This is a genomic window from Kineosporia succinea, assembly GCF_030811555.1.
In the GTDB taxonomy this organism is placed as follows: Bacteria; Actinomycetota; Actinomycetes; order Actinomycetales; family Kineosporiaceae; genus Kineosporia; species Kineosporia succinea.
In genome coordinates this window covers 7,371,399-7,386,074 of sequence record NZ_JAUSQZ010000001.1, presented here as the reverse complement: position 1 = coordinate 7,386,074, position 14,676 = coordinate 7,371,399, and the positions used below count along the sequence as shown (strand labels likewise).

General features: G+C 73.2%; 12 protein-coding genes. 8 read left to right on the top strand and 4 right to left on the bottom strand.

Features of this window, described 5'->3' with window-relative positions:
- The first annotated feature begins 126 nt into the window (after positions 1-126).
- The 3 genes from J2S57_RS32590 to J2S57_RS32580 all read left to right on the top strand — a co-directional run bounded on the left by J2S57_RS32590 (position 127) and on the right by J2S57_RS32580 (position 2,700).
- Entirely contained in the window at positions 127-1,161 is a 1,035-nt protein-coding gene (locus J2S57_RS32590; RefSeq protein ID WP_307249925.1) for a hypothetical protein, read from the top strand.
- A 246-nt stretch (positions 1,162-1,407) separates the two neighbouring features.
- On the top strand, positions 1,408-2,229 hold the full coding sequence (locus J2S57_RS32585; RefSeq protein ID WP_307249924.1) for an aldo/keto reductase: 822 nt from the start codon (positions 1,408-1,410) through the stop codon (positions 2,227-2,229).
- 72 nt (positions 2,230-2,301) lie between these two features.
- Positions 2,302-2,700, top strand: coding sequence for a hypothetical protein (locus J2S57_RS32580; RefSeq protein WP_307249922.1), 399 nt, complete (start codon positions 2,302-2,304; stop codon positions 2,698-2,700).
- Position 2,701: 1 nt separating this feature from the next.
- On the opposite strand, the gene bla is transcribed toward J2S57_RS32580, so the two are convergent.
- The gene (bla, locus tag J2S57_RS32575) at positions 2,702-3,613 is read right to left on the bottom strand and encodes a class A beta-lactamase (protein ID WP_370882525.1); all 912 of its coding nucleotides are present in this window, start codon (positions 3,611-3,613) and stop codon (positions 2,702-2,704) included.
- Positions 3,614-3,726: 113 nt separating this feature from the next.
- On the opposite strand from bla, the gene J2S57_RS32570 reads away from it, so the two are divergent.
- The 3 genes from J2S57_RS32570 (at position 3,727) to J2S57_RS32560 (ending at position 6,003) form a co-directional block, all read left to right on the top strand.
- The gene (locus J2S57_RS32570; RefSeq protein ID WP_307249915.1) at positions 3,727-4,602 is read left to right on the top strand and encodes a LysR family transcriptional regulator; all 876 of its coding nucleotides are present in this window, start codon (positions 3,727-3,729) and stop codon (positions 4,600-4,602) included.
- On the top strand, positions 4,599-5,513 hold the full coding sequence (locus J2S57_RS32565; protein ID WP_307249913.1) for a serine hydrolase: 915 nt from the start codon (positions 4,599-4,601) through the stop codon (positions 5,511-5,513). Before J2S57_RS32570 ends, J2S57_RS32565 begins: the two co-directional genes overlap by 4 nt.
- Positions 5,514-5,598: 85 nt before the next feature.
- Positions 5,599-6,003, top strand: coding sequence for a DUF1801 domain-containing protein (locus J2S57_RS32560; protein ID WP_307249910.1), 405 nt, complete (start codon positions 5,599-5,601; stop codon positions 6,001-6,003).
- Here the strand turns inward: J2S57_RS32560 and J2S57_RS32555 are convergent.
- Positions 6,000-6,815: an LmeA family phospholipid-binding protein gene (locus J2S57_RS32555; protein WP_307249908.1), complete on the bottom strand. Its 816-nt coding sequence runs from the start codon at positions 6,813-6,815 to the stop codon at positions 6,000-6,002. The genes J2S57_RS32560 and J2S57_RS32555 overlap by 4 nt on opposite strands.
- A complete protein-coding gene (locus J2S57_RS32550; RefSeq protein ID WP_307249906.1) occupies positions 6,812-9,031 on the bottom strand; it encodes an MMPL family transporter in 2,220 nt (739 codons plus the stop codon). Before J2S57_RS32550 ends, J2S57_RS32555 begins: the two co-directional genes overlap by 4 nt.
- Positions 9,032-9,206: 175 nt before the next feature.
- On the opposite strand from J2S57_RS32550, the gene J2S57_RS32545 reads away from it, so the two are divergent.
- Together J2S57_RS32545 and J2S57_RS32540 are read left to right on the top strand one after the other, a co-directional pair.
- The gene (locus tag J2S57_RS32545; protein WP_307249904.1) at positions 9,207-9,908 is read left to right on the top strand and encodes a response regulator transcription factor; all 702 of its coding nucleotides are present in this window, start codon (positions 9,207-9,209) and stop codon (positions 9,906-9,908) included.
- Between the two features lie 102 nt (positions 9,909-10,010).
- Entirely contained in the window at positions 10,011-11,534 is a 1,524-nt protein-coding gene (locus J2S57_RS32540) for a sensor histidine kinase (protein ID WP_307249902.1), read from the top strand.
- Positions 11,535-12,083: 549 nt separating this feature from the next.
- Here J2S57_RS32540 and ligA read toward each other — a convergent pair.
- The gene (ligA, locus tag J2S57_RS32535; RefSeq protein ID WP_307249900.1) at positions 12,084-14,321 is read right to left on the bottom strand and encodes an NAD-dependent DNA ligase LigA; all 2,238 of its coding nucleotides are present in this window, start codon (positions 14,319-14,321) and stop codon (positions 12,084-12,086) included.
- Positions 14,322-14,676 lie beyond the last annotated feature (355 nt).

Sequence of the window (14,676 nt, the reverse complement as noted above, 5' to 3'; positions counted from 1 at the left end):
CAAGATCGACCGGTGTGCGTCACCCGCAGGGGCGATCCAGGACGCGTCGGGCCGGCGTCGGACGGTCACCCACCTGCCGTCGTGGTCCGGGCGGGCGCCCGTGAACGCCCTCGCCTACGGTGAACCGTGCCCAGTCAAGGTCCCGCCCGATCCCTCCAGCACGCCCTGCGCCTCGATCTCGTGCGCTCCGAGAAGGCGTCCGTGCACCTGACGACCTTCGTCGTCGCCGCGGTCTCGACGATCCTGGTGACCCGTGCCTACCTGGCGCTCACCGGCTACCCGCAGATCGGCGGCGACAGCGGACTGCACGTCGCCCACGTGCTCCCGGGCGGCCTGCTCATGCTGGTCGGCCTGACGCTGGGGTTCTCGTACATCGGCCCGGGGCCGCGCCCGATCGCCGCCCTGCTCGGCGGCATCGGCTTCGGCCTGTTCATCGACGAGGTCGGCAAGTTCGTGACCGCCGACAACGACTACTTCTTCGAGCCCGCCGCCGCGATCATGTACGTGGTGTTCGCCGGGCTCGTCGTCGGCGCCCACGCCTGGCGCCGCTACCGGCCGCTGACCGACGAGGAGAAGGTCGCCAACGCCGCTCACGTTCTGGTCGACGGGCTGGCCGGGCGGCTCACCGACACCCGGCGCCAGGAGGTGCTGCGCACCCTCGACGCGCTCGGCGACGTGCGCGGTGCCCGCCCGCTGCACGAGCTGCTGAGCCAGGTCGAGCCGCGCACGCCGACCGTGCCGCAGCGCCTCGAACGGCTCTGGCACCGGGTCTGGGGACTCTTCGACCGCCTGGCCGGATCCCGTTTCGCGGCACCGGTTCTCGGGGTCCTGTTCGTCGTCCAGGCGGTCGGCGCCGCGCTGGTCACGATCGGCCTGTGGCGGTCGGGGAGCTCGTACGCGATCACCCTGTCCGGAGTGCTCACCGGCACCGCCGCCTCGCTCGTCTTCGTCGCGCTGGGCCTGCGGCGGTGGCGCACGCACGACCGGCACAGCGCCCTGGGGTGGTTCCAGCGCTCGGCCCTGACCAGCCTGCTCCTGACCCAGGTGTTCCTGTTCGCCGCCTCCCAGTTCGCCGCGGTCGCGGGCCTGGCCGTCGACCTGGCCCTGCTCGGGCTGGTCGGCAACGGCCGGGCCCGGGCGCTGGCCGACCGCGACCGCTGAACCTCGGCTCCCGGACCCCCCAGGTCGATCGCGTAGACCTCCTCACCGGCGCGCGGGTCGCGGGCGGTGAGCTCGTGGAACGTCGGCGAATCGCTGGTCTCGACCACACCGGCGCCCGTCCCCAGCACCCCACGCAGCTCGTGCCCGGGGCCGTGGTGTCGACGCGGGTGACCACCCCGGGCTCGCCGCGGCCGTCGCCGTCGTCTCCGAGGTGCGTCCTCGACAGGCCGACCTAGGGTGCCGTACATGTCATCGCTCACGGAGTTCTTCACCCTCAGCAACGGCGTGCAGATCCACCAGCTGGGTTTCGGGACCTGGCAGATCCCGGACGGCGCCGACACGTACGACTCGGTCACCACCGCGCTCAAGGTCGGTTACCGCCACATCGACACCGCGCGCGCCTACGGCAACGAGGCGAGCGTGGGCCGGGCGGTGCGCGACAGCGGCATCCCTCGCGACCAGATCTTCATCACCACCAAGCTCCCGGCCGAGGTCAAGGACTACGACCAGGCCCACGCCACGTTCGAGGAGTCCAGCTCGCTGCTCGACCTCGGCCCGGTCGACCTGTACCTGATCCACGCCCCCTGGCCCTGGTCCGAGCCGGGCTCCGACCACCGGGTGGGCAACGTGGCGGTCTGGAAGGCCATGGAGGAGCTGCACGAGGCGGGGCGGATCCGCTCGATCGGCGTCTCGAACTTCGAGGTCGCCGACCTGGAGGCGCTGACCTCGGCCACCCGGATCCGCCCGCACGTCAACCAGATCCGCTGGTTCATCGGCAACACCCAGGACGAGACCACCGCCTGGTGCCGGGCCAACGACATCCTCGTCGAGGGCTACTCGCCGCTGGCCACCGGCGCGATCCTCGGCAACCCGCAGGTCAAGCAGATCGCCGACAAGTACGGCAGGACCGTGGCGCAGGTCAGCATCCGCTACCTGCTCGAGAAGGGCGTGCTGCCGCTGCCCAAGTCCACGACCCCGTCGCGGATCGCGGAGAACGCCGACGTCGACTTCACCCTCGAGGCCGACGACGTGGCCTTCCTGGACGGGCTGACGGACACGGCGAACTGATCCTCGCGCCCCCGATGTCCGATATCTTCCTGATCCGACGGGTGAGGCCGACATCGAACGCAGGGGGCGCGCATGGCCGGGAGCGACGGGACGCTGGACTTCCGGCCCAGCCCCTGGGAGTCCATCGGTTCCGGTGTGCTCCTGGGGGCCGTGATCGCGCTGCTGTACCCGGGCCCGATGGTCAACGCCGCCTACTGGCTCACCGGGGTGGCCGTCTGGGCGCTGATCGACGCGCTGCTGTCGCTGCGCTGGCGCCACGTCACCGTCTCGTCCGAGGGCATCCGGGTGCAGATGCTCTTCAGCAACGCCTTCTACCCGATCGGCACGATCGAGGACGTGCACCGCGCCAAGGGCATCCTGGGCGGCGTGCGGGTGCGGCAGACGCACGGCCGGGAGCACGGGCTCCCGGCCGTTCCCGCCGATCAGGCCGAGGCGGTCAACGAGGTCGTCCAGCGCGCCAAGGCCACCTGACTCAGCCGAGCTCGTCCACGACCACCGCGGCCGCCCGCGCGATCAGCGCGTCGTCGTAGGTCGCGTCCTCTGCCGGCCTGGTCGACAGCACCGCCATCACGATCGGGTCACCGTGCGGCGGCCACAGCACCGCGATGTCGTTGCGCGTGCCGTAACGGCCCCCGCCGGTCTTGTCGCCCACCGTCCAGTCCGACGGCACCGCCGAGCGAATCAGATTATCGCCCGTGGTGTTCCGCCGGAGCAGGTCCGCGAGCACGGAACGGTCAGCCGGGTTCAGGGCCCGGCCCAGCACCAGCGTGCGCAGGTCGGTGGCCAGTGCCCGGGGCGTGCTGGTGTCGCGGATGTCGCCCGGTGCCGCCTCGTTGAGGTTCGGCTCGATCCGGTCGACGTGGGTCGTGCGGTCGCCCAGCCTCTCCAGCGCCCGGTCGAGCGCCCGGGGCCCGCCGAGCTCCTCGAAGATCAGGTTGGCCGCCGTGTTGTCGCTGTAACGCACGGAGGCGTCGGCCAGTTCGCCCAGCGTCATCCCGGTCTCCACGTGCTGCGAGGTGATCGGCGCGTACTCCAGCAGATCGCTCTCGTCGTAACGGATCACGCGGTCCATCTCGCGGTCGGTGCGCTGCTTCAGCAGCACCCCGGCCTGCAGCGCCTTGAACGTCGAGGCGTACGCGAAACGCCGGTCGGCCCGGAAGCCGACCGTCTCACCGCTGCCGGTGTCGAGTGCGTACACTCCCAGCGTCGCGCCGAATTCCTTTTCGAGGTCCCTGAATTCACTGCTTGAGGACGCGTCGGTCGCGTCGGTCGCGGAAACCGGCACCACCGGGGTGGTGGCGGCCGCGCTCGGGCCCGCCGCGCACCCGAACAGCACCGTGACCACGGCCAGCGCGCCCCCGAGACGTCGTGCGCTCATCTGCATCGTGTCGATCCTTCCCGTCGGCCGATCTGTCACCCCCGAGCCTCGCCGGACCGATCCATGCCGTCCAATACTCGAATGCGCCGATCCATGCGATCGGGGCATAGGGTGAGGCCGTGGACGTGCTCGAGGGATGCCGCGCCTTCGTCGGCGTCAGCGAGCACGGCGGCTTCACCCAGGCCGCCGCCGCGCTGCGCGTGCCCCAGCCCGTCGTCAGCCGCCGCGTCGCCGCCCTCGAGAAACACCTGGGCGACAGCCTGTTCGAGCGCTCCTCCCGCCGCGTCACCCTCACCCCGTTCGGCGCCGACCTGCTGCCCTCCGCCCAGCGCCTGGTGCGCCTGGCCGACGACCTGCGCCACGACGCCGACCGCGCCCGCCGCCGCCCGTTCCGCCTCGCCGTCCCCGCCGTCTGCGGCACCGCCGACCTCGCCCGCCTGGAGGCCGAGGCCCGCCGCGCCGACGTCCACCTCGACCTGGTGCCCGCCGGCCCGGCCGAGCGCGCCGAACTGGCCCGCGCGCTCGCGGTGCGGGCCGCCCTCGTCGCCGTCCCGCCCGCCGAGGGGGTCTGGGCCGTGCCGCTGGGACTGGCCGGCACCGCCGGGCCCGCCACCGGCGTCCTTCATCTGGAGTCGTTGCGGCCCGGGCGCTCTCAGATCACCAGCCGCAGCCGCGTGGTCTGGCTCCAGCCGGAGGACGACGTGCCCCACGTACGTGACCGGATGACCCGCCTGCGTGACGCCGTCGGGCTGCGGCCGGCCCAGGTCGCCGTGGCCGCCACCCTGACCACGGCCGTCGCCGAGGTGCTCGGCTCGAGCGACCTGCTGCTGTGCTCACCGGCCCAGGCCGCCGAACTGGGCCTGGCCTGGCGGCCTCTGGGCGAGTTCAGCCCGGCCCGCGGCTACGGGATCGCGGCGAACGCCGGCACCGACGCCGAACGGCTGCGCACCACGTTGTGGCCGCTGGTCGCCCGCTGCCTGGGGGCCGCGCGATGAGTGACGCCCGGCTGGTGTCCCGGCTGCGGCAGGCCCTCGACGACGGCGGTCTGCACGGCTCGTTCCTGGTGCGCGACCTCGACACCGGCGCCGAGATCGGCATCGAGCCCGACCTCGAGCTGCCCGCCGCCTCGCTGGTCAAGGTGCCGCTCGCGCTGGCCGTTCTCGAGCGCATCGGCACCGGTGAGCTCGACGGCGCGCAACAGATCACCGTGCCGCCCGGGCGTCTCGACATCCCGGGCCCGACCGGCCTGAGCCGCTTCCGGCACCCGGCCACGCTCGCCCTCGACGACCTGCTCTACCTCAGCGTCTGCCTGAGCGACACCGTCGCCGCCGACGTCCTGCTCGACCTGGTGCCGCCGCAGGCCGTCACCGCCCACCTGCACCGGCACGGCCTGACCGGTATCACGGTGCGGCACGCCCTGCACGACCTGTCCGACACCCCGGCCGAGCGGTTCGACGCCGACGACCTGCACCTGGCCCACTCCCTGGCCATCGGCGCGGGCACCGCCGGGCGCGGCCATCCCGTTCCCCAGCTGGACATCAGCCGGGCGAACGCGGGCTCGGCCCGGGCCTTCACCGACCTGCTGCAGGCGATCTGGCGGCCGGTGACGATCGCGGCCGGGGCGGCCGCCCGCACCCGCGACCTGATGGCGAACAACCTGATGCGCCAGCGCCTCACGCCCGACTTCGCCTCCGACGCCTCGCGCTGGTCGTCCAAGACCGGCACCCTGCTCAACCTGCGGCACGAGGTCGGCGTGGTCGAGCACGCCGACGGCCAGACCTTCGCGGTCAGCGCCCTCACGCAGTCGCGGGTGGCCGCGAGCGTGCAGCCGGCGGCCGAGGCCCTGATGGCGGCCGTGGCGCGCGAGCTGCGCGACCAGCTACGGCATCGAGGGCCGGGCCGGTAGGGTGACGACCGGTGACCGGCCGGGCACCGCCCGTGCCACGCCGTGCCGGCCTGGTCCAGGCCCTCTCGAGACAGGCGGCGCACAGATGACCGACACCGGTGAGAACGCGTCCCCGCTGAGCCCCTCGCAGCTCATCGACGAGCGCATCGCCCAGCTGGCCGACTGGCGGGGCGCGAGACTCGCGGCGCTGCGGGCCGTCATCACCGGCGTCGACCCGCAGATCACCGAGGAGTGGAAGTGGGTCAAGAAGACCAGCCCGGGCACGGCGGTCTGGGCCCACGGCGGCGGGATCTGCACGGGCGAAATCTACAAGAGCGTCGTGAAACTGACGTTCTTCAAGGGGGCCTCGCTCGCCGACCCCTCCGGCCTGTTCAACGCCGGCCTCGAGGGTAAGGTGCGCCGCGCCATCGACTACGCCGAGCCCGACCAGGTCGACGAGCAGGCGCTCGCCGACCTGGTGCGTGAGGCGATCGCTCTGAACCTGTCCTAGCAGGCGGGCCCCGAGCCCGTGCCCCGGAAAGCGGCCACGTCCACGGACGTCCCGACGACCAGCCCGTCGGCCGAGACCCCGGCCGAGACCAGGGCGGCCCCCTCCGGCAGGTCCAGGTCGACGGTGCGCGGGGCCAGCTGGTCGTCCGCCCCGGATTCACCGAGCAGACCCGTCAGCAGGGAGGCCTGGATCCGGCGGTCGCCGATGACCACGGTCGTGGGAGTGAGCACCAGAGAACTCTTCTCGGTCGACAGGGACATCAGCAGCTGCACGGACCGGCCCATGACCTGCCGGGTGGGCCGGACGGCCAGCATCCCCGCCTGCTCACCCAGCGTGGCCCCGTCCAGCGCCGGTGCGGCCTCGGTGAGCCGGTCGGTGAGGGCGTCCCAGTCGACGGTCACGGTGGCCGTCGCCGCTCCGATCGACGGTGGCCGGCCCGGGGTGACGTCGCTGAGGATCAGATCGACGTCCCCGGTGACGGGCAGTTCCTGACCGGTGGCCCCGTCGCCGAGGGCGGAGGAGGGGACCCCCGAGACCGAGACCCGGCCGAGGTGTCCCGAGAGCAGCTGCAGCAGAACCGGTGTGCCGCCCAGGGACACGTCGGGTGTCAGGTCCGCCGTGCCGGTGGCACAGCGCAGCGAGGCCACGATGCGGCCGCGTACCTGCCGGGCCACGACGACGTCGGCGGCCACGACCAGCCCGAGCAGCACCACGACCACCCCGGCGGCGACGACGGCCGGCCGGTGCCACCGGGGCCGCGTCGCCGCTCGCCCGGAACCGGCGGCGGGCGCTCCCGTACCGGTTCTGCTCATACCGGGTCCGTCCGCGACCCGGCGGGCCCGCCCGCACCGACCACGTCGTCCTCAAGCTCGATGGTCGGCACCCCCGGCAGCCGGGCCCCCTCGACATCGAGGTCGGGCAGGACCCGGTCGAGTGCCCGGGGGAGCCACCAGGCCCGGCGGCCGAGCAGCGCCAGCACCGCGGGCACCAGGGTGAGACGCACGACGAACGCGTCCACGAGCACCCCGGCGGCCAGGGCCAGGGCGATGCTCATGATGGTGGGGTTGTCGCTGAGCGTGAAGCTGGCGAAGACCCCGACCATGATGAGCGCCGCGGCCACCACCACGCGCCCGGCCAGGCGCGCCCCGACGAACACGGCCTGCTCGGCGTCACCGGTGTGCACGTAGGTCTCCCGCATGCCGGACACCAGGAACACCTCGTAGTCCATCGCCAGGCCGAACAACACCGACATCAGCACGATCGGCATGAAGCTGATGAGCGGCCCGGTCTCCACGTCACCGAGAAGGCCCAGGCCCCAGCCCCACTGGAACACCGCGACGGTCAGGCCGAGCGCCGCACCGATGGACAGCAGGTAGCCCAGCGTCGCCTTCACCGGCACCGCGATCGAGCGGAACACCAGCATGAGCAGCAGCAGCGACAGGCCGACGACCACCACGGCGTAGGGCACCAGCGAGGCCGAGAGCCGTTCGGACAGGTCGATCTGGATCGCCGTCTGCCCGGTCACCCGCACCGAGGTGCCGGTCTCGGCGCGGATCCGCGGTTCGGCGTCGCGGATCGTCTCGACCAGCTCGGTCGTCGCCGTGTCCCGCGGACCGGTCGTGGGCACCACCTGGACGACCGCCAGCGAACCGTCGGGCGCCACCGAGGTGGGCACCGCCGTCGCCACCCCGGGCAGGTTCCCGACCTGCCCGGCGACGGCCTGGGCCGAGCGCTGCGGGTCGTCGTGGCCGGCGGTGTCCGCGACCACGAGGAGCACACCGTTGGCGCCCGGGCCGAACTCCTGCGCGACGATGTCGTAGGCCGCGCGCTCGGTGCTGCCGGCGGGAGCCGTCGACCGGTCGGGCAGCGCGAGCTCGAGATCCGTCGCGGGGACGGCGATCACGAGGAGCCCCAGCACACCGACGACCACCGTGACCCAGGGGCGCCGCGACACGAACCGCACCCAGCGCTCGCTCACGTTCGTGGTTCCGGACGTCTGCCGCCGGTGGGCCCGTGTGCCGGGCCGGGGACGCAGACGCTCACCGGCGAGGGACAGCAGGGCGGGCACCAGCGTGAGGGCGACCAGGACGGCGACCGTCACGGTCGCGGCGGCGCTCAGGCCCATCACGGTCAGCATGGGCACACCGGCGACGGTCAGGCCGAGCAGGGCGATCACCACGGTCACGCCGGCGAAGAGCACGGCACTGCCGGCGGTTCCGGTGGCCCGGGCGACCGACTCGGGCACCGGCATCCCCTCGGTGAGCTGCTGCCGGTGCCGGGAGACCAGGAACAGGGCGTAGTCCAGACCCACGGCCAGGCCCAGCATCAGGGCCAGGGTGGGGGCCGTGGAGGAGACGGTGAAGGCGTGCGAGGCGGCGAGCAGGCCGGACATCCCCACACCGACACCGATCAGGGCCGTGAGCAGGGGCACCCCGGCGGCCAGCACGGAACCGAAGGTGACCAGCAGCACCACGACGGCGACACCGACCCCGATGAGCTCGGTCGCGTGCACCCCTCCCGGGCTGTCCCCGTAGACCTGACCCCCGGTCTCGACCACCAGACCCGACCCGGCGGCGACCCGCACGCTGTCCTCGAGGGCGTCCACCGTGTCCGCCCCGAGGTCCGCGTTCGTGACCGGGTACGCCACGGTGGCCAGGGCGGTGGTGCCGTCCTTCGACACCGTGCCGGTCTCGAAGGGGTCGGAGACCCCGGCCACCTGGGGCGCCCGGGCGGCGGCGGCCAGCGCCTGCCGGATCGGCTCGCGGTAGGCCTCCGACGTGATGCCGGTGCCGTCCGGCGTCCGGAACACGATCTGCGCGCTGGTGCCCGCCGCGGCGGGCAGGGCCTCACCGAGGTCGTCCATGGCCTCCTGGGAGGTGGAACCGGGAAGCGTGAACTCGTTGTCGAGGTTCGGCCCGAGCCTGCCGGCCGTGCCCGCCACGACCAGGAGCAGGAACAGCCAGACGGTCAGGACGAGAAGCCGGCGCCGATGGGCGAACCGGCCGAGACGATGGAGAGCGGATGCCATGTCAACCTTCGGGTCAGGGCCCGGGCGGCTCTCGCCCGGCCGACCCGATCCGATCGCCCCGGCCCGACGGCTGCCCCGCACCCGGCCCCCGCGGAACCTGACGGTCTGCTGACGGTTCGCCCGGCATTGCCCGCCGGCCGGGCCCGGCGGCCCGCCCGGATGGCAGGATGACGCGGTGAGCAGCCCGGACCGGATCCTCGTGGTGGACGACGACGCCGGCATCCGTGACCTCCTCACCTCCGCGCTGGAGTTCGCGGGCTTCGCGGTCACCGCGGCCGCGGACGTCACCGGGGCGCTGCGGATCATCACGGCCGGCGAGGTCGACGTGCTCGTGCTCGACGTGATGCTGCCCGGCGCCGACGGGTTCGACCTGGTGCAGCTGCTGCGCTCGCGGGGCACCCAGCTGCCGGTGCTGCTGCTGACGGCGCGGGACGCGGTCGAGGACCGGGTGCGGGGCCTGCGGCTGGGGGCCGACGACTACGTGACCAAGCCGTTCAGCGTGGCCGAGGTGGTGGCGCGGGTGGAGGCGCTGCGGCGGCGCTCCCTGGCGTCCGTCGTCGTCGCCGGTGCGGCTGCGGGGCTGCGGGTGGCCGACCTGGAGCTCGACGAGGACGCCCACCGCGTCACCCGGGGCGGTGATCTGGTGCAGCTCTCGCCGACCGAGTTCCGGCTGCTGCGGTACCTGCTGCTGAACAGTGGCCGGGTCGTCTCCAAGTCGCAGATCCTGCAGCACGTCTGGCAGTACGACTTCGGTGGGGACGCGGGGGTGGTGGAGCGGTTCGTCAGCAACCTGCGGCGCAAGCTCGACGACGGGCGCGAGCCCCTCATCCACACCGTGCGCGGTTTCGGGTACTCGCTGCGGGAGCCCTCGCGGTGAGGGTTTCGCGATGGTGGACGTGGTGGTCCCGGTGAGGGTTTCGCGACGGCGGACGTGGTGGTTTCGGTGAGGGTTTCGCCACGGCGGACGTGGTGGCGGGGTGTGCGCGCCCGGATCGTGCTCGCGGTGCTCGTGACAGTGGCGCTCGTGCTGGTCTGCGGCGCGGTGGCCACCGCCTGGTCGGTGAGTGCCTACCTGGACGACCGCGTCGCCGGGCGCCTGCACACCGTGCACGACCAGATCGAGCGGGTGGTCGCGCTGAACGTGGCCAACCAGGGCAGCCTGAAGGTCGGCACGCCCCAGCTGGAGTCGCTGCTGGGTGACCGGACCGGCCTGATCCTGGTGGTCGGCGGGGAGCCGGGCTTCTCCACCGGGCTGCCGGGGGTTTCCGAGCGGGAGCTCATGGACGCGACCCTGCCGGACCCGGGAACGGTGGTCTTCCTCGACGACGGTGAGCCCACGGCCGGCATCGCGGTCGATACTCCCGGGCTGAGGGCCGATCTCGGCGGGCCGACCCGGATCGACGCCGTGGTGCTGGCCGTCTCGCGGGCGGACGACCGGGAGACGGTGAACCGGCTCGTGCGCACCGGGCTGCTGGTCGCGCTGCTGGCACTGGGGGTGCTGTGCGTGCTGATCGCCGCGGTGGTGCGGGCGGGGCTGCGGCCGCTGACCGACCTGGCGTCCGCCGTCCAGCGGGTCGGGCGGGGTGAGGGTGGGCCGGAAACCGTGCCCCTGGGCGGAAGCACGGAGACGGACCAGGTCGCGACGGCCGTGCGCGAGGCCTTTCGGGCGCGTGACCGGGCGGAGGACCGGCTGCGGTCGTTCGTGGCGGACGCGTCGCACGAGCTGCGTACGCCGCTGACCAAGATCGGTGGCTGGGTGGATCTGTACCTGCAGGGCGGTTTACGGGGCGAGGAGGGGACGCAGGCCGCGTTGGAGAAGGTCGAGGTCGAGGTGGGCCGCATGGGCATGCTGGTGGAGGAGCTGTCGCTGCTGGCCCGGCTCGACGCGCAGGTGCCGCTGGATCTCGAGGACGTCGACCTGGTGGCCCTGGCCGAGGAGGTGCTGGAGGACGCCCGGGTGGTGGCGGCGGATCGGGTCTTCACCTTGCAGCGGCCGGGTGATGTGCTGGCGGGTGATGTGCTGGCGGGTGGTGGCTCGGGTGGTGGCTCGGTTGGTGGCTCAGGTGGTGGCTCAGGTGGTGGCTCGGCGGTGGTACGGGGGGATGCCGAGCGGTTGCGGCGGGTGCTGCGCAACCTGGTGGGGAACGCAGTGCAGCACACCCCGGCCGGGACGGCGGTGGAGGTCGCGGTGGTGCCGGTGCAGTCGGGCGAGGACGGAGCGGTGCGGGTTTCGGTGCGGGATCACGGACTGGGCGTTCCGGCGGAGCAGGTGCCGCGGCTCTTCGAGCGGTTCTGGCGGGCCGAGGAGAGCCGTAGCCGGGCCCGGGGTGGTTCCGGGCTGGGGCTGGCCATCGTGGAGGCGGTGGTGGTGGCGCACGGTGGATCGGTGGCGGTCGAGTCGCGGAGGTCCGGCGATCCGGCGGCATCGTCGGGATCGTCGGGCGAGGGGCCGGGCACCACAGTGATTTTCACCGTGCCGGGATCGGCGCCGTCGCCGGGGTAGTGGGCCCCGGGTTCGGCACCGGCGTGGCGGCAGCGGTACCGGCGTGATGGCACCGGCGTGATGGCATCGGCGTGGCGGTAGCGGCACCGGCGTGGCGGTAGCGGCACCGGCGTGGCGGTAGCGGCACCGGCGTGGGGGCATCGGCGTGGCGGCACCGAGGTGGGGCACGGCACCAGGGTGGGGCACGGCACCGGGGTGGGGCACGGCACCGGGGTGGGGCATGGCACCGGGGTGGGGCATGGCACCGGGGTGGGGCATGGCACCGGCGTGGGGATCCGGCGCTGGCCCCGGAGACGGCCTCTGTTCTCGCTGGCTGGTGGCTCGCCACCCTCCGTTGCTCGGCTCGGTTGACGTCCGTTCCTGGGGCCAGGTGCAGCGACGGGCCCGACTTTTCGGTGCCCGGTGCCCGGTGCCCGGTGCCCGGTGCCCGGTGCCCGGTGCCCGGTGCCCGGTGCCCGGTGCCCGGTGCCCGGTGCCCGGTGCCCGGTGCCCGGTGCCCGGTGCCCGGTGCCCGGTGCCCGGTGCCCGCGTGACCGGTGGCGGCGAGCGTTACAGGAGACTCTTCAGACGTTCGGCGAACTGCTCCGGGGTCTCGATGGTGATGCCCAGGTCCTGGGCCTTCTTGTACTTGCTGGAGCCCCCTTCGGCCGCAACCAGCAGGCTCGTGGTCTTGGACACCGAGCCACTGGACTTGCCGCCCGCCCGCTCGATCAGCTCGTTCATCTCGTTGCGCGACAGCGCCGCGAGCGGGCCGGTCATCTTGCCGGTCACGACCACGCTCATCGGCTTGCCGTTCGCGGCGGTCAGCGGCTGGTCGGCGAGCAGCGCGGCCAGCGTTGCGTCGGCCTCGTCATCTACTGCTCCCACCGCCGTGGCCGCCGCACCATCAGCATCGGCCTCCGCGTCGCCAGCGGCAGCGGCAGCGGCGCGCTCGGCCGCCCGTTCGGCGGCGGCCGCGCGCTCGGCGGCCACGACCCGCCCCGGCACCCCGGGCTCGGCCATGGAAACCCCGGCCCGGCGCAGCTTCTCGATCACCGGGGCGAGCTCGATCAGCTCTTCCACGATCACCGGGGCCTTCTCCGGCCCGATGCCGTCGACCTCCTCGAGGGCTGCGGCGTCGGCGGCCTGGATGTCGTCCATCGAGCCGAACCAGCGGGCGATGCGCCGGCTCATCGAGCGGCCCGTGCCCCGCACGCCGAGCGCGGTGAGTGTGCGCGCCAGCGGCTGCGACTTGGCCTTCTCGATCTCGCCCAGCACCTTCGCCGCGCTCGTCCGGCCCATGCGGTCGAGCTCGAGCAGCTGCTCTTGCGTCAGGGCGAAGACGTCGGCCACGTCGGTGACCAGGCCGGTGTCGACCAGCTGGCGCACCAGCTTCTCGCCGACGGACTCGATGTCCCAGCAGTCGCGGGCCACCGCGTAGCGCACCGCCTGCGGCAGGGCGCAGGTGCGGCCCCGCCGGCAACGCCAGCGCTCTTGCGAACGGTCGATCTCGCCGCCGCAGTTCGGGCAGACCTCGGGCGCCTCGATCGGCGTCTCGCTGCCGGTGCGGGCCGAGACCACGGCGCCCTCGATGCGCGGAATCACCTCTCCGGCGCGCAGAACCATCACCGTGTCGCCGAGCATGAGGCCCTGACGGGCCAGGTCGTTGGGGTTGTGCAGCGTGGCGTAGGTGACGGTGGTGCCGCCCACGAAGACCGGCTTCACGCGAGCCCGGGGCGTGATCACCCCGGTGCGGCCGACCTGCCAGATGACCTCCTCGAGCGTGGTGAGGCGCGAGTCGGCGGGGAACTTGAACGCGATGCCCCAGCGCGGCGCCCGCGACGACGAGCCGGCCTGCGCGCGGTCGGCGGGGGAGTCGGCCTTGACGACCGCGCCGTCGATGCCGAACCCGAGGTCGGCGCGACGGGCGAGCAGCTCGTCGATGTACTCCTGCACGGCCTCGATCGTGTCGGCCACCGCGATGCGGGCCGGGGAGGTGGCGGCGGTGGAGACGCCCAGCTCACCGAGCAGCTCGATGGCGGCCGAGTAGCCGAGCGACTCGTCGGGCCGCTCGCCCGGGTAGGTCTCGGGCAGGGCGAGCACCTGGTAGGCGAAGAACGTCATGGGGATGACGTAGGTGCGGTCTTTCGAGCCGCGCAGGGCCCCGGCCACGCCGTTGCGCGGGTTGACGAACGGCCGGTCGGCGTTGGCCAGGCGCAGCTCGTTGGCGGCGGCGAACTGCTCGTCGGTCAGCATCACCTCGCCGCGCACCTCGAGCGTGAGCGGCCGCGAGAGCTGCGCGGGCAGGCCGGAGATGGCCGCCGCCGCGAAGGTGACGTCTTCGCCGTGCACGCCGTCGCCCCGGGTGATCAGCTGCACCAGCGCGCCCTGCCGGTAGCGCGCGGCCAGGGCCAGCCCGTCGAGCTTGGGCTCGGCCACGTAGCGCGGACCGCGGCCCAGGCGCTTGCTCAGCCCGGCGTGCCAGTCGGCGAGCTCGGCCGCGGAGAACACGTTGTCGAGACTCAGCATCGGCGCGGAGTGCTCGACGTCGCCGGCGTCCCCGCCGACCACCTGCGTGGGGGAGGCCTGCACCTGCCACTCGGGGTGCTCGGCCTCGGTGACCGCGATGTCGCGCACCAGCTGGTCGTAGGTGGCGTCGTCGAGAACCGTGACCTCGGCCGACTCGTCGGCCACCGCGTCGGCCGCCTCACCGGTGCCGTAGTACTGGGTCGACGCCGCCCGGGCGGTCGCGACCGCCTGCTCGTAGTCCGGCCGGGACAGCGTGCGCCCCGCGATCGTCTGGCTCATCGAGGGCTCCTGCCGTTGAGAAGAACGCCGGGACGGGCGACGGCCACAGCACCGAGACGGGGTTCATGATCCATGCCCGCGAACCTAGCGGCCCCCACCGACAATCTTGACCGCGGACTCTCCGCCCGGCGGTGTGACGTGAGCGGTCGTCTCCACGTACCCGGGCCGGGGCGACGGCGGCCGCCGTCCGCGCGTCCACCCGTGAAACCTGCCCAAAGATGCTGGGGCGGCCACGAATACACCCTGATGAAGGGCAGGGCAACCCCCCTGGGGTGGACCTCTCGGGCGGCAGTCATCCTCGCGGACGGTCCGCAGGTGCGACCAAAGGCGTAATAATGACGAAACGGCGCATGGG

Coding starts and splice junctions, on each gene's coding strand:
- J2S57_RS32560 (WP_307249910.1), top strand. CDS start 5,599: ATGACCGACACCGGTGAGAACGCGTCCCCGCTGAGCCCCTCGCAGCTC.
- J2S57_RS32585 (WP_307249924.1), top strand. CDS start 1,408: ATGTCATCGCTCACGGAGTTCTTCACCCTCAGCAACGGCGTGCAGATC.
- bla (WP_370882525.1), bottom strand. CDS start 3,613: ATGCAGATGAGCGCACGACGTCTCGGGGGCGCGCTGGCCGTGGTCACG.
- J2S57_RS32580 (WP_307249922.1), top strand. CDS start 2,302: ATGGCCGGGAGCGACGGGACGCTGGACTTCCGGCCCAGCCCCTGGGAG.
- J2S57_RS32555 (WP_307249908.1), bottom strand. CDS start 6,815: ATGAGCAGAACCGGTACGGGAGCGCCCGCCGCCGGTTCCGGGCGAGCG.
- J2S57_RS32550 (WP_307249906.1), bottom strand. CDS start 9,031: ATGGCATCCGCTCTCCATCGTCTCGGCCGGTTCGCCCATCGGCGCCGG.
- ligA (WP_307249900.1), bottom strand. CDS start 14,321: ATGAGCCAGACGATCGCGGGGCGCACGCTGTCCCGGCCGGACTACGAG.
- J2S57_RS32565 (WP_307249913.1), top strand. CDS start 4,599: ATGAGTGACGCCCGGCTGGTGTCCCGGCTGCGGCAGGCCCTCGACGAC.